16 protein-coding genes and 1 pseudogene are annotated in these 18,693 nt (G+C 69.4%); 9 read left to right on the top strand and 8 right to left on the bottom strand.

All coding sequences use genetic code 11. The features are described 5' to 3' along the window. Positions 1–17 precede the first annotated feature (17 nt). The 3 genes from ACAM49_RS06850 to ACAM49_RS06840 all read left to right on the top strand — a co-directional run bounded on the left by ACAM49_RS06850 (position 18) and on the right by ACAM49_RS06840 (position 2,894). Positions 18–1,367, top strand: a complete 1,350-nt coding sequence (locus tag ACAM49_RS06850) for a bifunctional o-acetylhomoserine/o-acetylserine sulfhydrylase (protein WP_369634592.1) — start codon at positions 18–20, stop codon at positions 1,365–1,367. A gap of 41 nt (positions 1,368–1,408) precedes the next feature. Next, positions 1,409–2,530 carry a homoserine O-acetyltransferase gene (locus tag ACAM49_RS06845; RefSeq protein WP_369634639.1) on the top strand — a complete coding sequence of 374 codons (1,122 nt, stop codon included), beginning with the start codon at positions 1,409–1,411 and terminating at the stop codon, positions 2,528–2,530. 202 nt (positions 2,531–2,732) lie between these two features. Then, positions 2,733–2,894: a hypothetical protein gene (locus tag ACAM49_RS06840; RefSeq protein ID WP_167333420.1), complete on the top strand. Its 162-nt coding sequence runs from the start codon at positions 2,733–2,735 to the stop codon at positions 2,892–2,894. Between the two features lie 87 nt (positions 2,895–2,981). Here ACAM49_RS06840 and ACAM49_RS06835 read toward each other — a convergent pair whose 3' ends face one another. Next, positions 2,982–3,227, bottom strand: coding sequence for a DUF3017 domain-containing protein (locus tag ACAM49_RS06835; protein ID WP_369634638.1), 246 nt, complete (start codon positions 3,225–3,227; stop codon positions 2,982–2,984). 163 nt (positions 3,228–3,390) lie between these two features. On the opposite strand from ACAM49_RS06835, the gene ACAM49_RS06830 reads away from it, so the two are divergent. Next, positions 3,391–3,855 (top strand): tRNA (cytidine(34)-2'-O)-methyltransferase, encoded by a 465-nt coding sequence (locus tag ACAM49_RS06830; protein WP_369634637.1) that lies wholly within the window; start codon positions 3,391–3,393, stop codon positions 3,853–3,855. Between the two features lie 25 nt (positions 3,856–3,880). On the opposite strand, the gene ACAM49_RS06825 is transcribed toward ACAM49_RS06830, so the two are convergent. Both ACAM49_RS06825 and ACAM49_RS06820 read right to left on the bottom strand, forming a co-directional pair. Next, positions 3,881–4,111: a DUF167 domain-containing protein gene (locus ACAM49_RS06825; protein ID WP_369634591.1), complete on the bottom strand. Its 231-nt coding sequence runs from the start codon at positions 4,109–4,111 to the stop codon at positions 3,881–3,883. A 46-nt stretch (positions 4,112–4,157) separates the two neighbouring features. Further along, positions 4,158–7,505, bottom strand: coding sequence for an error-prone DNA polymerase (locus ACAM49_RS06820; RefSeq protein ID WP_369634590.1), 3,348 nt, complete (start codon positions 7,503–7,505; stop codon positions 4,158–4,160). Positions 7,506–7,657: 152 nt separating this feature from the next. Here ACAM49_RS06820 and ACAM49_RS06815 point away from each other — a divergent pair, with 152 nt between their 5' ends. From ACAM49_RS06815 to ACAM49_RS06800, 4 genes are all read left to right on the top strand, one after another. Then, a complete protein-coding gene (locus tag ACAM49_RS06815) occupies positions 7,658–8,647 on the top strand; it encodes an SDR family NAD(P)-dependent oxidoreductase (RefSeq protein ID WP_369634589.1) in 990 nt (329 codons plus the stop codon). Positions 8,648–8,740: 93 nt separating this feature from the next. Beyond that, on the top strand, positions 8,741–9,889 hold the full coding sequence (locus ACAM49_RS06810; RefSeq protein WP_369634588.1) for a sensor histidine kinase: 1,149 nt from the start codon (positions 8,741–8,743) through the stop codon (positions 9,887–9,889). A gap of 3 nt (positions 9,890–9,892) precedes the next feature. After that, positions 9,893–10,543 (top strand): response regulator, encoded by a 651-nt coding sequence (locus ACAM49_RS06805; protein ID WP_369634587.1) that lies wholly within the window; start codon positions 9,893–9,895, stop codon positions 10,541–10,543. A gap of 77 nt (positions 10,544–10,620) precedes the next feature. Then, on the top strand, positions 10,621–12,087 hold the full coding sequence (locus ACAM49_RS06800; protein ID WP_369634586.1) for a hypothetical protein: 1,467 nt from the start codon (positions 10,621–10,623) through the stop codon (positions 12,085–12,087). Here the strand turns inward: ACAM49_RS06800 and aspS are convergent. The 4 genes from aspS to ACAM49_RS06780 form a co-directional block, all read right to left on the bottom strand. Continuing rightward, positions 12,038–13,336 (bottom strand): aspartate--tRNA(Asn) ligase, encoded by a 1,299-nt coding sequence (gene aspS, locus ACAM49_RS06795; protein ID WP_369634585.1) that lies wholly within the window; start codon positions 13,334–13,336, stop codon positions 12,038–12,040. The genes ACAM49_RS06800 and aspS overlap by 50 nt on opposite strands. 243 nt (positions 13,337–13,579) lie before the next feature. Continuing rightward, positions 13,580–14,575 carry a sucrase ferredoxin gene (locus ACAM49_RS06790; protein WP_369634584.1) on the bottom strand — a complete coding sequence of 332 codons (996 nt, stop codon included), beginning with the start codon at positions 14,573–14,575 and terminating at the stop codon, positions 13,580–13,582. 16 nt (positions 14,576–14,591) lie between these two features. Further along, positions 14,592–15,152, bottom strand: coding sequence for a YdeI family protein (locus ACAM49_RS06785; RefSeq protein ID WP_369634583.1), 561 nt, complete (start codon positions 15,150–15,152; stop codon positions 14,592–14,594). 24 nt (positions 15,153–15,176) lie between these two features. Further along, complete coding sequence (locus tag ACAM49_RS06780) at positions 15,177–15,941, bottom strand: alpha/beta fold hydrolase (RefSeq protein ID WP_369634582.1); 765 nt, start codon at positions 15,939–15,941, stop codon at positions 15,177–15,179. A 241-nt stretch (positions 15,942–16,182) separates the two neighbouring features. Here ACAM49_RS06780 and ACAM49_RS06775 point away from each other — a divergent pair, with 241 nt between their 5' ends. Then, positions 16,183–17,751 carry an ArnT family glycosyltransferase gene (locus tag ACAM49_RS06775; RefSeq protein WP_369634581.1) on the top strand — a complete coding sequence of 523 codons (1,569 nt, stop codon included), beginning with the start codon at positions 16,183–16,185 and terminating at the stop codon, positions 17,749–17,751. Between the two features lie 18 nt (positions 17,752–17,769). On the opposite strand, the pseudogene ACAM49_RS06770 reads toward ACAM49_RS06775, so the two are convergent. Beyond that, positions 17,770–18,693 (bottom strand): annotated as a pseudogene (locus tag ACAM49_RS06770) (DNA polymerase Y family protein); the annotation flags it as partial.

Below are 18,693 nucleotides of genomic sequence, written 5' to 3'. Positions count from 1 at the left end.
TTTTTGGAGCAGAACCCATGAGTGACTCGACCGCGTCCGCGGCCGTTGCGGCTGACGACACCCTCGACCCGGCCAACTGGTCCTTCGAGACCAAGCAGATTCACGCCGGTCAGGCGCCCGATTCGGCCACCGGAGCGCGCGCCCTGCCCATCTACCAGACCACGTCCTACGCCTTCCGCGACACCGATCACGCCGCCGCGCTGTTCGGTCTCGCCGAGCCGGGCAATATCTACACCCGCATCATGAACCCCACCCAGGACGCGGTCGAGCAGCGCATCGCCGCCCTCGAGGGCGGCGTCGCGGCGCTGTTGCTGGCCTCCGGGCAGGCGGCGGAGACCTACGCGATCCTGAATCTGGCCGAGGCGGGCGACCACATCGTGGCCAGCCCGCACCTCTACGGCGGCACCTACAACCTGCTGCACTACTCGCTGCCCAAGCTGGGCATCGAGGTCAGCTTCGTCTCCGACCCCGACGATCTCGAGCAGTGGCGCGCGGCCGTGCGACCGAACACCAAGGCGTTCTACGGTGAGACCGTTGCCAATCCGAGCAGCTCGGTGCTCGACATTCCCGGCATCGCCGAGGTCGCGCACGCCGCGGGCGTGCCGTTGATCGTGGACAACACCGTCGCCACGCCGTACCTGATCCAGCCGCTGAAGCTGGGCGCGGACATCGTCGTGCACTCGGCCACCAAGTACCTGGGCGGGCACGGTTCCGCGGTCGCGGGCGTGATCGTGGACGGCGGCGCCTTCGACTGGACGGTGAAGAACGAGGCGGGCGAGTCCCGGTTCCCGGGCTTCACCACCCCCGATCCCAGCTACCACGGCGCGGTCTTCGCCGACCTCGGCGCACCCGCCTTCGCCCTGAAGGCGCGCGTGCAGCTGCTGCGCGATCTGGGCGCTGCGGTGTCGCCGTTCAACGCGTTCCTCATCGCGCAGGGCATCGAGACGCTGAGCCTGCGGATCGAGCGGCACGTGGCCAACGCGCAGGCCGTCGCGGAGTTCCTCTCGGGCCAGCCGGGCGTCGAGAAGGTGTACTACGCGGGGCTCCCCGGCTCGCCTTGGTTCGAGCGCGGCAAACAGCTGGCACCCAAGGGCGTCGGCGCCATCGTCTCCTTCGAGCTGGCCGGCGGCGTGGACGCGGGCAAGAAGTTCGTGGAGGCGCTGGTGCTGCACAGCCATGTCGCTAACATCGGGGATGTGCGCTCGCTCGTCATCCACCCGGCTTCCACCACGCACTCGCAGCTGACACCCGCCGAGCAACTGGCTTCCGGTGTCACGCCTGGTCTGGTGCGTTTGGCGGTGGGCATCGAGGGCATCGGCGACATCCTGGCGGATCTGCGCGCGGGCCTGACGGCGGCGGCAAGTTGACCGTGAACATCGAATCGAGGACGTCCCGTCACGCGGCCGAGTTGTTGCTCCCGCCGCCCGACGGGACGCTCGGGACCATTGCCATCGGGGATGTGGAGCTCGAGTCCGGGGCCGTCATTCCCGACGTGACGCTGGCCGTGCAGCGGTGGGGCGAACTCTCCGCGAACGCCGACAACGTGGTGCTCGTGGAGCACGCGCTGACCGGCGACTCGCATGTGGTCGGCCCCGCCGACGTGCACCACAACCAGCCCGGCTGGTGGGACGGCATCGTCGGCCCGGGCGCGCCGATCGACACCCGCGAGTGGTGCGTCATCGCCACCAATGTGCTGGGCGGCTGTAAGGGCAGCACCGGCCCGGCCTCGCTGGCGGCGGACGGAAAGCCTTGGGGCTCACGGTTTCCCGCGATCTCCATCCGCGATCAGGTGACCGCCGAGCGCAAGCTGTTCGATCTGCTCGGCATCGACCGCCTGGCCGCCGCCATCGGCGGCTCCATGGGCGGCATGCGGGTGCTGGAGTGGATGGTCGGCAGCCCCGAGCGGGTCGGCGCGGCCCTGGTGCTGGCGGTCGGCGCGCGCGCCACCGCCGACCAGATCGGCACCCAGACCACCCAGCAGGCCGCCATCACCTCCGATCCGGACTGGCAGGGCGGCGACTACCACGGCACCGGGCGCGCGCCCATGGCCGGCATGGGCATCGCCCGGCGCATCGCGCACCTGACCTACCGCACCGAGGCCGAGCTCGATCACCGCTTCGAGAACCACGCCCAGGGCGACGAGGATCCGTGGGCCGGTGGGCGCTACGCGGTCCAGAGCTACCTGGAGTACCAGGCCGACAAGCTGATCCAGCGCTTCGACCCGGGCACCTATGTGCTGCTCACCGAGGCCATGAACCGCTACGACCTGGGTCGCGGCCGCGGCGGCGTCGCGGCGGCGCTGGCGGCGACGCCGGTGCCGTGCGTGATCGGCGGGGTCGACTCGGACCGGCTCTACCCGCTGCGCACCCAGCAGGAGCTGGCCGATCTGCTGCCGGGTTCCAAGGGACTCGAGGTCATCCACTCCAAGGACGGCCACGACGGCTTCCTGACCGAGTTCGACGCGGTCGGCAAGCTCGCGCACGAAACGATGGATCTGGCGCGCGCCGCCCGGCGCGCGACCGGTCACTGAATCACCGCGCGTCCGGCCGCTGTATCAGCGCTGCCGAACCGCTGCAACTACGCTGCCTCACCCGGTGGCGCGTTACCTCGCGTGTCGTGGCTGTTTCGCGCGAATTGTCGTGACGCGCTTCCGGTTTCGCGCGGATGACACCTCCGTAACCGGACGCTCCGAATACGTGTGCGCGGAGCCCGGCGGCCGTAATCTGTGAACCATGACCGCCGCATTCGATGACATGGATCTCCGCGATCTCGTCGATCTGCTTTCCGAGGAAGAGCAGCGTGAACTCCGCCCGGCCATACTTCGCGTCCTACACAGACTCCCGGACCAGGAGATATGCCGGCGGGAACTCGGCCGCCGCATGACCTCGGTCTAGCCATCCCCCCGCCGCCGGTCGCCCGGCGGCACCCCTCTCATGATTCAGTGCCGCGACTCCGGTCGCGGCCCCGACCTCGGCGCGTCGCTAGGTGACGCCGAGGCTGCTGATGGTCGCGGCCAGCACGATGATCACGCCGCCCAGCACCGTCAGCCACGCGACGTCGAAGGCCTTGCCGCGCACCGCGAGCAGCCCCGCCCGATCGGTCGGCAGCATCATCCGCAGCGCCGCCGCCAGCAATGTCGCCCCGCCGAAGACGTAGGTCCCGCGGCGCCAGCGATCCCAGGCCAGCAGCACCACGGCCACCACCAGCACCGCGGCCACCAGCAGCATGGGCAGATTGTCGCGCACGAACGCCCCCGCGCGACTGCTGCGGCTCTCGGGTGCGGCATGGGCTGAATTCACCGCACGAGCTTAACCGGCCCTCCCCTGCCGCGAGCATCCCCAACCGGGTCGCCGAACAGTTCGGTTCCCGCCTTCTGCGATGCTGGTGCCCGTGTTCCATCTCGTGTTCTTCGAACCGCGCATCCCGCCCAATACCGGCAATGCCATCCGGCTGGCCGCCGGTACCGGCTGCGAGCTGCACCTGATCGAACCGCTCGGCTTCGACCTATCCGAGCCGAAGCTACGCCGGGCCGGGTTGGACTACCACGACCTGGCCGTTGTCACCGTGCATCCGAATCTGGCCACCTGCTGGGACGCCCTCGCGCCCGAGCGGGTCTTCGCCTTCAGCGCGACGGCCACCAAGCACAACACCGAGATCGCCTATCGCAAGGGCGATGTGCTGCTCTTCGGCCCCGAACCGACCGGGCTGCCCGAGGAGGTGCTAGCCGATCCCCGTGTCACCGAGCAGCTGCGCATTCCGATGCTGCCGGGGCGGCGATCGATGAATCTGTCCAATGCCGCGGCCGTCGCCGTGTACGAGGCCTGGCGGCAGCTGGGCTTCCCGGGGGCCGTCTAGCTTTCGCTAGCCGTCCCAGCTTTCGCTAGTCGTCGATTTCGAAGCGTTTGAAGCGGGAGGTCGCGCCGCCGGTGAGGCGGACCGCGGACTTGGGGACGCCGAAGTGGTCGGCCAGCAGTTCAATGGCGGCCTTGTTGGCCTTGCCCTCCACGGCCGGGGCGCGCACGTACAGCTGCAGCGCCCCGTCGTCGAGAATCTCGACCAGTGGGCCTTTCTTGCTGCCGGGCTTGATGGTTGCCCGGACCACTGTGGGCACGCCGTGCTCCCTTCGGAATCCTCCGGCCATTGTGCCGAACCGGCGATCAGCGGAAGTCGCGGGAGCGGCCTTCTATGCGCAGGTCCATGCGTTGCAGGTGTTCGGCGACGATTGTTACGGCGCCCTCGGCGTTCTGGAGGCGGCCGCGGATGAGTAGGGCGGGGGCGGTGGTGGCGAGGCGGCGGTAGCGGGCCCAGAGGCCGACCGAGCAGACCACGTTCACCATGCCGGTCTCGTCCTCGAGGTTGAGGAAGGTGACCCCGCCCGCGGTGGCGGGGCGCTGCCGGTGGGTGACCGCGCCGCCGACGAGAACCCTTGCGCCGTCGCGGATGTCGAGTAGGCGGGCGGCGGGGACGACGCCGAGCGCGTCGAGGCGTTCGCGCAGGAATTCGGTGGGATAGCTGCCGGGTGAGACGCCGGTGGCCCACACGTCGGCGGCGGCCAGTTCCAGTGCGCTCATGCCGGGCAGGGCGGGTGCGGCGGTGGCCGCGCCGGTGCCGGGCAGGCGGTCGGGGCGCTCCCCCGCGGCCGCGCCCGCCGCCCACAGCGCCTCGCGCCGGGTGCTGCCGAGGCTGCCCAGCGCACCGGCGGTGGCCAGCGCTTCCGCCTGCGGCACAGTCAATTCCACGCGTCCGGTGAGATCCACGAACGAGGTGTAGGGCCCGAACTCGCGGGCGGCCACGATCTGTTCGGCCAGTTCGGTGCCGATGTGCCGGACCGCGGCCAGCCCCAGCCGGATCGCCATGCCCTTCGATTCGAGGGTCGCCTCGGCCAGGCTGTGATTGATATCGGGCCCGTGCACCGCCACCCCGTGCCGTCGCGCGTCGGCGACCAGGGACTGCGGCGAGTAGAACCCCATCGGCTGGGCGCGCAGCAGCCCGGCGCAGAAGGCCGCGGGATGATGCAGCTTGAACCAGGCCGAATAGAACACCAGCGAGGCGAAACTCTGCGAATGGCTTTCCGGGAAGCCGAAATTCGCGAAGGCGTACACCTTCTCGTAGATACGGTCGGCCTTCTCGCCGGTGATGCCGTGCAGCTGTTCCATGCCCTCGTAGAAGCGGGCGCGCAGCCGTTCCATCTTCTCCGTCGAACGCTTGGAGCCCATGGCGCGGCGCAGCTGATCGGCCTCGGCGGCGGTGAATCCGGCGATGTCCACGGCCATCTGCATGAGCTGCTCCTGGAACAGCGGGATGCCGAGGGTGCGTTCCAGCGAATTCTTCAGTGCCGGATGGTCGTAGACGACCTTTTCCTTCCCGTTGCGGCGGCGGATGTAGGGGTGCACCGAGCCGCCCTGGATCGGCCCGGGCCGGATCAGCGCGACCTCGACCACCAGGTCGTAGAAGTTGCGGGGCCGCAGGCGCGGCAGGGTCGCCATCTGCGCGCGGGATTCGACCTGGAACACGCCCACCGAGTCGGCGCGGCACAGCATGTCGTAGACGCCCTCCTCGCTCAGATCCAGCTGGTGCAGTTCGACGGTCTGCCCCTTGTGCTCGGCCACCAGGTCGATCATGTAATGCAGCGCCGACAGCATGCCGAGCCCGAGCAGATCGAATTTCACCAAACCCGCTGCGGCGCAATCGTCCTTGTCCCACTGCAGCACGCTGCGATCGGCCATGCGCGCCCATTCCGTCGGGCAGACGTCGGCGATGGGCCGGTCGCAGATCACCATGCCGCCGGAGTGGATGCCCAGATGCCTTGGCAGACCCTCCAATTCACCCGCCAGCGCGAGCACGTCATCCGGTATCTCGGTGTGCTGTTCCTGCGCGACCCCGGTCCACCGGCTCACCTGCTTGCTCCAGGCGTCCTGCTGTCCGGTCGAAAAGCCCAGGGCCCGTGCGGCATCCCGCACCGCGGACCGGCCGCGATAGGTGATCACATTGGCCACCTGTGCCGCGTACTCGCGCCCGTACTTGGCGTAGACGTGCTGGATCGCCTCCTCGCGCCGATCCGATTCGATATCCACGTCGATATCGGGCGGCCCGTCGCGCTCCGGCGCCAGGAACCGCTCGAACAGCAGCTTGTTCTCGACCGGATCCACATTGGTGATGCCGATGGCGTAGCAGACCGCCGAATTGGCGGCCGAACCCCTACCCTGACACAGGATGTCGTTGTCGTGACAGAAGCTGACGATGTCGTGCACGACCAGGAAGTAGCCCGGAAACTCCAGCTCCTCGATGACCCGCAGCTCATGCTCGAGCTGCCGGTAGGCCTGTTCGTTTCCGGCGCGCGGGCCGTAGCGCCGAGCCGCACCCTTGAAGGTGAGTTCCCGCAGCCACGAGTTCTCGTCGTGGCCCTCCGGCACGTCGAAGGGCGGCAGCTGCGGCGCGATCAATCGCAGGTCGAAGGCGCATTCCCGGCCCAGCGCAACGGCATTCGCGACGGCCCGCGGGCAAGCGGCGAACAACCGTGCCATCTCGTCGCCGGAGCGCAGGTGCGCGCCGCCGGTGGGCGCGAGCCAGCCCGCCATATCGTCGAGGCTGGAGCGGGCGCGAATGGCGGCCAGCGCCATGGCCCTGCGGCGCTGCGGCGGTGCGGCGAAATGCGCTCCGGTGGTGGCGAGTACGGGCAGCCCGACCCGGTCGGCGAGCGCGATGAGGCGGGCATTGCGCTCGTCGTCCTCGGGAATCCCGTGGTGGGTGAGCTCCACGCTCACGTGCTCGCGGCCGAAGCGCTCCACCAGCTCGCGCAGCGCCGCCTCGGCCGCCGCGTCGCTCTGCGCAAGCGCCTGTCGCACAGTGCCTTTCCGGCATCCGGTGAGGATGTGCCAGTGCCCGCCCGCCGCCTCGGTGAGCCGGTCCAGGTCGTAGCGCAGAATGCCCTTCTCCCCCGCCGCCATGTGCGCGGCGGCCATCTCCCGGGAGAGCCGCCGGTATCCTTCCTGCCCGCGCGCCAGCACCAGCAGATGTGGTCCGGCCGGATCCGGGGTGCCGGTGCGCGGCTCGGAATTCAGTGCGTCCGCGTCGTTTTCGCGTCTGCGCCGACCGCGCGGCACCAGGTGCGCGCCCGCCCGGGCGGCGGTGCCGATGGACAGTTCGGCCCCGAAGATGGTCGGCATCCCCCATTCCCGGGCCGCCTCGGAGAATCGGACCACCCCGTAGAACCCGTCGTGGTCGGTGAGCGCGAGCGCCTCGAGGCCGAGCCGCACGGCCTCCTCCACCAGTTCCTCGGGCTGACTGGCCCCGTCGAGGAAGCTGTAGGCCGAATGCGTGTGCAGTTCGGCGTAGGGGGTCGCCGAGCGCTGGACCCGGTCGAGCTTGCCCGCCTCGTACTTGTCGCGCTTGCGGGACCAGGCCGGACCGTCGCCGCCGTCCCCGTCTATCCGCTTGGGATCGGGCCGCCCGGAGAGCACCCGCTCCATCTCCGCCCAGGACGGCGGGCCGTTGTGCCAGCCCACGATCGACCCACCTCCTCCGCAATCCGACCGGTCTCGAGTATCGAACATACATTCGAAACCGAGCGGTCTCTACGGCGGCACGCCAATCGGTCGTGGCGCGGTAACTGACTCTGGAGTAAGTTCGAGGCAATTCGATCTGTAAGGGAGCAGCGATGACCGACGTTTCGGCCGAAAAAGACACCGGTTACCTGGCCCGACGGCGTGCCCGCCGTGATCTGAACGGCAAGCATGTCGTCATCACCGGAGCCTCCTCCGGCATCGGCCGCTCGGCCGCTTTCGCCGTCGCGGAAAAGGGCGCGGTCGTGATCCTGCTGGCCCGCCGCGCCGACGAGCTGTCCACCGTGGTGGACGAGATCACCGCGCAGGGCGGCCGGGCCTTCGGCTACCAGTGCGATGTCACCGATCAGGACTCCGTCGACAAGACCCTGGCGACCATTCTCGAGGTGCACGGGCACGTCGACATGCTGGTCAACAATGCGGGCCGGTCCATCCGCCGCGCCGTGCACCGCTCCACCGACCGCATGCACGACTTCGAACGCACCATGGCCGTCAACTACTTCGGCGCGGTGCGCATGACCCTCGGCCTGCTGCCCGGCATGCGGGAGCGCGGGGAGGGCCACATCGTGAACATCTCCAGCGCCGGCGTCCAGGTGGCCACCCCGCGCTTCGCCGCCTACCTGGCCAGCAAGGCCGCCCTCGACAAGTTCGCCGAGGTGACCGCCGCCGAAATGCGTTCCAGCAACATCACTTTCACCACCATCCACATGCCCCTGGTGCGCACGCCCATGATCACCCCCAGCGGCGACCAGGGCACCGGCACCCAATCCCCCGAATGGGCCGCCGCCACCATCGTCCGCGCCCTCACCGAACGCCCCCGCCGCATCGACGTCCCCATCGGCACCCTCGCCGAATACGGCCAGCTCTTCGCCCCCGCCATCAAGGAGCGGGTCCTCCACCGCTACTACCGCGCCATCCCCGACTCCGCCGCCGCCAAGGGCGAAGCCACCCCCGAGCCCGAAACCACCGACCTCGAACCCGAAGTCCCCCGACGCCACCGCCGCCGCCCGGTCCCGCCCGCCGTCCGCGCCACCGGCACCGCCCTCCGCCGAGCCGCCCGCCTGGTCCCCGGCACCTACTGGTAATCCCGGCCGGGCGGCTCGCTCTCGCGTACGGGGTGGGGATCATCCTTGTGCGGGAGGCGAACCGGGGTCGTTGCGGGGCAGACTCGATGGGCTATGGGTATTCACGATGTCGCCTCGGTGGCCGAACGCCGGCGGCGCGCGCCGAGGTGGGTGCGGCAGGTGCCGACGTGGATGGTCGACGCCATTGTCACGGGCCTTGTGACAGTGGCGACCGTCGCGCCCCAGTTGGGCAACGAGCGGCCGTGGTGGGTGGTCGTCGCAGCGGTGGCGGCGTCGGCGCCATTGATGTGGCGGCGGCGTGCGCCGTTGGCGACGGGGGCAGCGGTCGGGACGGCGATCACCGTATTGGCGTGTACGCATGCGCTGCCGGCGTTGCCGTACGGCACAGTGGTGTGCGCGTACACCATTGCCGCGTACAGCGGTTCGATGGCGCGGTGGACGGCCGCCGTGGTCGGGGCGATCGGGATCCTGGCGTCGCTGGCCCTGCCCAATGAGCCGGTGGAGTCGTATGCCTATGCGGCGCTGTCATTTTCGACGGCATGGACGCTCGGAACCGGGGTGCGAGCCCGGCACGCGCAGATCGAACTACTGCGGGAACGGGCGCGGCGGCTGGAGGAGGAGCGGGGTGCGGCGGTGGCGCGGGAGCGGGTCCGGATCGCGCGGGATGTGCACGACATCGTCACGCACGCACTGGGTTCCATGATCGTGCAGGCCGAGACCGGGCCGCTGTTGACGCACAGCGATCCGGATCGGGCCGATGCCGTGTTCGCGGGGATCGCGGATACCGGTCGGGCGGCGGTCGGCGATCTGCGGCACAGCCTCGCAGTGCTGCGCGACGGTTCCGCGCAGGCGCGCCATCAGCCGGGAATCGTGGCCATTCCGGATTTGGTGGACGGTGCGCGATGCGGTGGCCTGGTGGCCGAAATGATCGAGAACGGCACGCGCCGAACGGTATCCAGCGACGTCGATGTGACCGCGTACCGTGTGGTGCAGCAGGCACTGGCCAATACGCTCGAGCACGCGCGGGCCGGGCGAGTGGACGTGGCACTCGACTGGTCCGAGGATCGGCTTCGGGTGCGGATCAGCGATGACGGCACGGCTGCGGAGACACTGCCGTACTCGGGATCGGGCCTGGCCGGTATGCGGGAACGTGTCGAGTCCTGTGGCGGAGAGCTGGTCGCCGGTCGTTCCGATGCCGGTTTCACCGTTCGTGCCGAACTGCCCATCGCACAGGAGAATTGAGCGGTGCGCGTGCTCGTCGTCGATGATCAGGACCTGTTCCGGGGCGGTTTCGCGCTGATCCTGTCCGCCGAACCCGATATCACCGTAGTGGGTGAGGCCGCCGATGGGTTGGCGGCCGTCGCCCTGGCGGAGGCGCTCGCGCCGGATGTGGTGGTGATGGATATCCGCATGCCGCGGCTGGACGGGGTCGAGGCCACCGCCCGAATCTGTGCGCGCACCGACGCGAAGGTTTTGGTGCTGACCATGTTCGACGTGGACGAATACGTCTATGCCGCGCTGCGGGCCGGGGCCAGCGGGTTTCTGTTGAAGGATGCCAGGCGCGAGGAGCTCGTGGCCGCCGTGCGGGTGGTGGCGGCGGGTGAGGCGTTGCTGGCTCCCGCTGTCACGCGGCGGGTCATCGCGCAGCTTGCCGGGCAGGGGAATCCGCGGCCGGAGTTGGTGAATCGGCTGGCGGAGTTGACCGACCGGGAGCGCGACACCCTGCGTGAGCTGGCGCGCGGGCAGTCCAATGCGGAGATCGCGCAGGCGCTGACGGTCACCGAGCATACGGTGAAAACGCATGTGAGTTCGGTGCTTTCGAAGCTGGCGTTGCGGGATCGGGTGCAGGCGGTGGTCTTCGCGTACGAGGCCGGGCTGGTTATCCCGGGCCACTAGTCTCGCCCGCAGGAGTGAGGCGGGGATCGCTCTCCTCGGCGATGTGCGTGTGCGGCCGCCGGACCAGCATCGATAGGGTGACAACCACCAGCCCTGTCGAAAGCTCCGCTCGGACTTTCGTTCCCAAGATCGTCCCGCTGACAGTCGTCGCGACGGCTGTCTCCGCGGTGCTGTGGAAGTTCGGTATCGGCCTGCACCCGTGGCCCGGATTCGCCGCTCTCGCACCGCTTCCCGTCCTGCTGATCGCTCCCCGCGTCTCCGCCCGGGTGGCTTTCGCGGCCGGGTTCGTGTCCTGGCTGGCCGGGGCGTTTCCCTATTGGCACTATTTCCTCGACACGGTCGAGCAGCCCCCGCTGTCGGCGATCGGCCTGCTGATCGGCACGGCGACGATCTACGCCGGTCTGATCGTGCTGACCCGCAGCCTGATCCGCCGTGGCTGCCGCGCTGCGGCAATCCTCGCCCTGCCCTCGGGATGGGTCGTCATGGAGTATCTGGTCTCCCGTTTCGGCCCGTTCGGCGCATGGTGGAGCCTGGCCTACACGCAGTCGGATGTGCTGCCGGTGATCCAGATCGCGTCGCTGACCGGATGGCTGGGCATCTCGTTCCTCGTCATGCTGGTCCCGACGATACTGGCGGCGCTGATCGACACCGCGACCCCGCGCCGAACCCGAATCCGCTGCGCGGCAGCCGGTCTCACGGCATCGCTCGCGGTGTGCGGCTACGGCTTCTGGCAGCTGTCGGCCGCGACGGGTCCCACGGTGCCGGTGGGCTTGGTCGCCGTATCTCAGCCCGAGGACTTCGTCCCGGTCGATTCCCCCGACGGCCGCGACATGATCACCCGCGTGGTCGCCGAGGTGGAACGTCTGGCCGATCACGGCGCCAAGGCCGTTGTCCTACCCGAGAAGTCCTGGCGTGCCACCGATTCCACCCTGCCGACTTTGGCCACCCCACTCACCGAGGTGGCGACCCGCCGCAACCTGCACATCATCGCGGGCCTGCTCCTCACCCGCGGCGGGACCAGCGTGAACGCCGCCATCGACTACCCCTCCGGCATCGTCTACGAAAAGCACTACCTGGTCCCAGGTTTGGAGGACAACCTCCAGCCCGGCACCACGTGGACCCAGGTCCCCGGCACCACTTGGGCCCTGGCCATCTGCTTCGACCTGGACCGCCCCGCCCTGGTCCGAGCCAACCACGCCAATGACGCAACCCTGCTCCTGGTCCCCGCCCTGGACTTCCGCGACGACCGCTGGATCCACAGCCGCATGGCCGTCCTGCGCGGCGTCGAATCCGGCGTCGGCGTGGCGAGAGCTCCCCAGCTGGGCCAACTAGTCGCCAGCGACCCGCACGGCCGCCTCCTCGCCACCTCCGACACCGATATCACCGTCACCCGCTCGGTCCTCGCCGCCATCCCCACCTCCACCGGCGAAACCCTTTACGCCCGCTACGGCGACTGGTTCGCAGCCGCCGCAGCCCTCCTGTTCGCCCTCGCTCTCACGGCCGCATTCGGTGCGTATCGCGCGGGAAAAGGGTTGCCCACCTGACATTGTCGACCTCGAGCAGCCGCGCCACCCACCGCTCCAGCCCGATCGCGAACCCGCCGTGCGGCGGCATGCCGTGGCTCATGGCCTCCAGGTAGGCCGGATACCCGGCCGGGTCGTCGCCGCGCGCGGTGAGGGCGGCCAGGTAGTCGGCGTGGTGGTGCAGCCGCTGCCCGCCGGTGACCAGTTCCAGACCCCGGAACAGCAGGTCGAAGGAGTTGGTCCAGCGCGGGTCACCGGGCTGCGGATGGGTGTAGAAGGGGCGCTTGGCGGCCGGATATCCCTCGACGGCGAGGAAGTCGGAACCGAACTGTTCCAGCGCCCACTTCCCCAGCAGCCGTTCGTGTTCCGGCGCGAGGTCGGGTTCATCCGCCGGTGCGCCGACGATTTCGAGTGCCTCCGTGAAATGCACGGTCGGAATCCGCTCGGGCACAACCGGTAACGCGGCGCTCAGCATCTGTACCGAGGCCGCCGCCGTCACCCGGATGCCCTCGACCATCGCCGCGAGCGTGTCCCGCAGCACGGCCAGCACCTCCCGGTGGCTGTCGATGAACCCGAACTCCACGTCCAGCGAGATGTACTGGGACAGATGGCGAGTCGTGTCGTGCGGCTCCGCGCGGAAGACCGGCCCCACCTCGTACACCCGCTCGAAGACGCCGGTCAGCATCTGCTTGTACAGCTGCGGCGACTGCGCGAGATACGCGGTGGATCCGAAGTAGTCCAGCGCGAACACATTCGCACCCGACTCGGTGGATCCGTCCACGATCTTCGGCGTCGTCACCTCGGTGAACCCGGCCCCGTCGAGGTGCCGCCGGAACCCGGCCAGCGAAGCCGCCGCGATCTTCCAGACGGCCTGCCGCGCGGGATGCCGCCAGGTCAACGCGGCGTGGTCGAGCACGGTGGGCAGCGTCGCACCCAGTGCGGGCCGCCACAATTCGACCGGCGATGGCAACGCGGGCGCGCTGAGCGCGTGGAACGCCGGCTCGACGACCTCCACCCCGCCCGGGGCCTTCGCCGTGGCGGCCAGCCGTCCGGTCACCCGCACCACCGTCTCCTCCGGCAGCCCCGCGACCTGTTCCCGCACAGTCGATTCCGTCACCACGACCTGCGCGAGCCCGGACCGGTCCCGGATCACCACGAAATCCACCCCGGCCAGCTGCCGCCGCCGATGCACCCAGCCCTCGAGCATCACCGTCGATCCGGGCTCGGCGTCGTGCACCGCCGCCAGGCTTCCGCAGAGACTGCGCATCATCGAATCTCACCTCCTGGTAGTCATTCCCCGGGAGGTGTGGGCGATCGGGTCCGTCGCGGTGCCACCACACCTTCGCGACCGAGATCCGGCCGCCTCTGGTCGGTCGTTCACGGTGACCAGCCGTCGCGGCTCGGGGTTCGTCACGCCCGTCAGCACCGCACCCCGATGCTAACCGCCGCGACGGCCCGCACGCCCGCGATTTTCGGTGGGCGAGGGCGTGTCGGAGCGGCTACGCCTCGCAGGTCATCGCGGGTGGACCTCGTCGACCACGACGGCGGTGGCGGGTTTGGGGGACGCGCCGCAGCTGGCCTGGCGGGGTGCGTAGGCGACGGTGCGGGTGGTGACGAGCCAGCGGCGGCCGTCCCGATGGGTCACCTCGGCCGCACCCGCGTAGGTGGCCGGGTCGGTGGAGTATTCGGGATGGTCGGGAGCCGGGGTGACGGTGAGGTCGTCGACGCCCACGGTGGGATCGATATCGCCGGGAGCGGCCGTGACGGAACCGGAGTCGTCGATGGCCGGGGTGGCCAGGGTGTAGGAGGCGTCGGCGATGCGTTGGCGGACAGCGACTTCCGCGACCTGTTCGACCGGGGTGTAGCAGCTGCGGCCGCGGAAGCCGGTGAGCGAGACCTCGCCCTTGTCGGCGGCGGCGAGCATGGTGTGGGCCGAATCCTCGGTCAGGCGACCGTAGGTGAGGCCGGTGGGGAGGACGATGACGGCGGGCGCGAAGCGGTGGCCGCCGGTGTGGGAGCACTCCCAGACCCGGTCCGGATTCGCGGCGGACAGGCTCGCGGCGATGGGGCGGCCGAGCAGGGCGCAGCACTGGTCGCGCTTGCCGTGGGCGCAGACCAGGACCAGCGGATCCGTCACGGCCGCACCGATTCCCGGGGACGGGCCGTTCAGCAGGTGCAGGTCGATATCGAGCAGCTCACGCAGATCGGTGATCTCGAAGCGCTCGCACCACGAGCCCTCCGGACGCGAGCTGGCGAGCAGAACCGTTCGGACACCGGAGAATTCATTGCGGCCGGGACGCCGGATGAGGGTCGGCCGGACATGCGCGGCCTTGGTGCGCGCGGCCAGTTCCGGCGTGATGGCCGGACCGAGCACCTCGTCGCCGATCACATCGCGCCCCCACGCGCCGGGCTGTTCGACGCACAACCAGCCGGTGATCCGGGTCGCGCTGCCGGGTAGCGGAACCTCCTCCGCCGCAGCCGAACACGACAATCCCTCGAACCCCGTCACAGCGAAATTCCCATATTCACAGTGGCTTCCCGTCGATCAACTTCCGAATCACCTGTTCCAGCCGCCGCTGTCGCGTCTCCGGCCGCACCGCGCTGCCCAGGTGGTACCCGACCGCGATGCGCGACTGCGTGGGCAGCGTCTCGAAAAACGCGGCGGCCTCCGGATATCGGGCCAGCGCGTCCAGGAAGTCCTGCGGCAGATCGCGTCCCACCGCGTTCTCCCAGCGCCCGTCCGCCTTGGCCCGGTCGATCTCGGCCTGCCCGGCCGGATGCATGAGCCCGGCCGCGATCAGCTCGCCCACCAGCGCCACATTGCGCTGCGACCACTGGCTGCGCCGCCGCCGGGGCGTGAAGCCCATGACGAAGAAGTCGTCGTCGAGGGTCCTCGATTGGCTGTCGATCCAGCCGAAACACAGGGCCTGGCGCAGCGCCCCGTCATAGTCGAGCGAGACGAATCCCGAGCCCTTCTTCGCGAACTTCAGCCAAATCCCGTCCACGGCCGCGTGATTGGCCGTCAGCCAGTCCCGGAAGGACTGCTCGTCGGAGAACCACAGCGTGGGACGCTCGGATGCGGACACCGTTCAACTGTAGATAACGCCAGCTCAATGCCCCAGAAAGGGGAGCACTTCGGTCTCGAATTCGCGATAGCGGTCGCGGTGGATGCTGTGGCCGGAGCGGAAGGTGCGCACCGTGCAGTCGGCGAGACTCGCCCGCATTTGCTCCAGTTTCGCCGGATCCACCATGCCGCCCGGCCCGCCGCGCAGGAACAGGGTGGGCGCGGTGATGTCGGCCAGCCCCTCCCACCATTCCGGATACGGCTTGCGGAACTGTTCGAGCGCCGTGCCGGTCATGGACCGGTCGAAGGCCAGCACCGCGCGCGGATGCCGGATCAGACTGGTGGTGGCGTGCCACAGTTCCGGCACCGACGGCAACCGCCGGGTGAACTTCATCTGCTCGTCGCCGGAGCGCAGCGGCAGCGGCTGTTCCTCGATCACCAAGCGCCGCACCAGTTCCGGGCGTTCCATCGCCACCCAGGAGATGGCGTAACCGCCCAGCGAATGCCCGACCAGATCGACGGACGCGAGCCCGAGCCGTTCGCACAGCGCCAGGATGTCGGCCCCGAATTCGGGGAATCGATACGAGTCGGTGTGTGCGCTGCGGCCGTGGCCGCGCAGGTCCGGAATGATCACCCGGCGGCCGCGGCGCACCAGTTGCGCCGCGAAGCGATCCCAGGTGTGCCCGTCCCCGCCCATGCCGTGCACCAGGACCACGGGGGTGTCGCTGTGGAGATGCCCGCCCGTCGCCCCGGAATCCCGGTAGGCGATCGAGACGTCATCGAGCGAGACCCTGGCGACCGCTAACTCCACGATCGTCCAGAGTACGGATCCGCGATGTGTCGGCGCCGCACTTTGTGCGCACCGCCATAGCGGAGTGACCGATTCAGTTGCCTATTCATTCCGATTGCGGATGACAGCGAAACAGTACCTGTCCTGGGGTAATGCGCAGGCGTTCGGGCTATGAAATAGATCACTTTCACATTGTGGAGAATCGGTCATTCGTGCCGGTAGCGTCTTCTCCGATTCAACAGTGCTTTTCAGTCGGGGAAATATGGTTCTCAATGCTGCCGCCCCCGCGGTCGATCTCGAGGAACCGAGCCCGCCGCGGCCATCCTTCGCTACGGTCCGGGTCCTTCTGCTCACCGCATTCTGCGCGGTGTTCTTGGCCATCCCGACGTGGCGCTACGACTTCTTCGGCGACGAACTGTATTTCGTCGCGGCCGGCGCCCACCGCAGTCTCACCTATGCCGACCAGGGCGTCATCATCCCGCTCATCGCCCATCTGGCCGATGTGCTGGCGCCGGGCTCGGCGCCGATGCTGCGATTACCCGCGGTGCTGATGACCGCGGGCGCGATCGTGATCAGCGCCCTGGTCGCCCACGAACTGGGCGGCTCGCGCACCGCGCAATTGGTCGCGGCGGCCGCCTACGGGATCTCGCCGCTGGCCGCGACCCAGGCCGTGCAGCTCAGCACCTTCTCCTTCGACGCCACCCTGCAGGCCGCCATCATCTGGCTGCTGATCCGCTGGATCCGCACCCGTGACGACCGTTTGCTCATCGTTCTCAGCGTCATTGCCGCGGTTGATCTTCAGGTCAAATGGTTCATCCCCACGATCCTGCTGTGCCTGGCCGGCGGCATCCTCGTCGCGGGCCCGCGGCAGCTGCTGTGGCGACGCGCGCTGTGGAAGGGCGTCGCCATCTTCGCGGTCTCCGCGGTGCCCGGCCTGTGGTGGCAGCACACGCACGGCTGGCCGGCGCTGGCCATGAGCAAGGTGATCGGCGCCGAACAGGACGCGGCGGGAGGCGGGCCCCTGGCCTGCCTGCCGCAAATGATCGGCCTGTGCGGACTGCTCGGCGGACTGCTCGCCGGCTGGGCGTTCTGGTGCCTGGCCCGGCAGCGCTGGCTGCGGCCCTACATGTTCATGCTCGTCGCCTCGGGCCTGCTGGTGCTGGTCGTGCTCATCGGGCACGGACGGCCCTACTACACAGCGGGATTCCTGCCGGTGCTGTTCGGCATCGGCGCGGCCTCGCTGCCGTACTCGGTGAACGACCGCGGCGGGCGGCTGTTGCGCATGATCGCGGGGCCGATCATCGCGCTGTCGCTGGCCATCATCGCGATTCTGCTGGCCAGCCTGCCGCAGCCGGCCTCCCGGGTGCACGGCGTCATCCGGACCCAGGCCGACTTCGCGGTGCGCACCAGCATCTACGGGTACTCGGGCTGGTCGGAACTGACCGCGAAGGTCGCCGAGGCCTACCGGCAGCTGCCGGAGTCCGAGCGCCCGAAAGTGATCGTCGCCCAGAACTATTGGCAGGCGGCCGCGCTGCAGAACTTCGGCCGCGACTATGGCCTCCCGCCCGTGTACTCCCCCAACCGCGGGTTCGGCTACTTCGGGCCGCCCCCGGCCGGCACCGGCTCGGTCCTCTACGTCGGCATCGACAGCGCCGACCCGACCCTGCGGCGGCAGTTCACCTCGGTGACCGTGCTCGAACACCTCGATGTGCCCAATGGCTTCCCGGGCGTGAACACCGATATCGCGATCTCGATCTGCCGCGGGCCCGCGCATCCCTGGACCGACCTGTGGCCGGACATGATGGATCTGCACCTGCCGCTGGGCATTTGATTCATTCGCGCCTTCGATTCATTCGTACAGACCCTCCACATGCCAGGTCCGGTTGTAGCCGAGCAGTAGCAGCGCGCGCAGCCGGCGGACATCTTCGGCGTGAATCTGCACCTGGGCCCGCGCGGCGAAACCGTGCTCGACCCGATGCGTCCACCAGCGGTCGTCCAGCGGCCACGGCCCGGCCCACCCGGTGAGCCGCCAGGAACTGCTACCCCAGTGCAGCAGTGCCGGATCCGCGGTGAACAGACCACGATCGGTCACCCAAATGGGAACGCCGTCGGCATCCTCCAAACGGATCTTCGGATGATGGGTGAGCACCAGCGCGGGCGCGGGCTCCGGTAAGCGGCCGGGCCACGGCTGGGCCGGATCCGCTGCGGGGACGGGTTCCTCGCCGAGGGTCACCATGGTGATCCGCTCCCCCGGACCGCGGCCGCCGCTGAGCACACCCATGCGGACGGCGTCGCCGCCGAGCAGGCTCTGCACCCGGATCAGCGCGCGGCGGGCCCGCTCCTCGTCCTCGCCGACGCCGCCCCACAGGCCCAGTTGCAGCGCACCGGCCGAGACCACCTCGACCGGTTCCAGGCGCAGCATGGTGACGGCGGCGTTCGGATCATCGGAATCCTGTTGCGCCCGGGCGCGATCGAGGGCGCGGCGGGTGAGCCAGCCGTCGAGCTGCCAGCGGATGCGGTCGGCGGTGCTGTCGGGGGTGAGGGGTTCGGCGCAGCGCCAGATGCGGGAAAGCTCGTCGCCCGCTTCGGTTTCGGCGTGAATGATCAGGCGGGTGCAGGCCACGGCGGCCGCGGAGAGCTTGGTGTGCAGTTCGGTGGCGAGCATGCGGCCGACGAAGGCGGCCATGTCGACGCGCTCGATCGGGGGATCGCAGCGGTGCTCGACGGTCAGGTCGGCGGCGGGCAGGCGGGCGGCGGGCGGGCGCTCCGGGAC

This window comes from Nocardia sp. JMUB6875 (assembly GCF_041154655.1).
GTDB lineage: Bacteria > Actinomycetota > Actinomycetes > Mycobacteriales > Mycobacteriaceae > Nocardia.
This window is presented reverse-complemented; position numbering and strand designations above follow the sequence as displayed.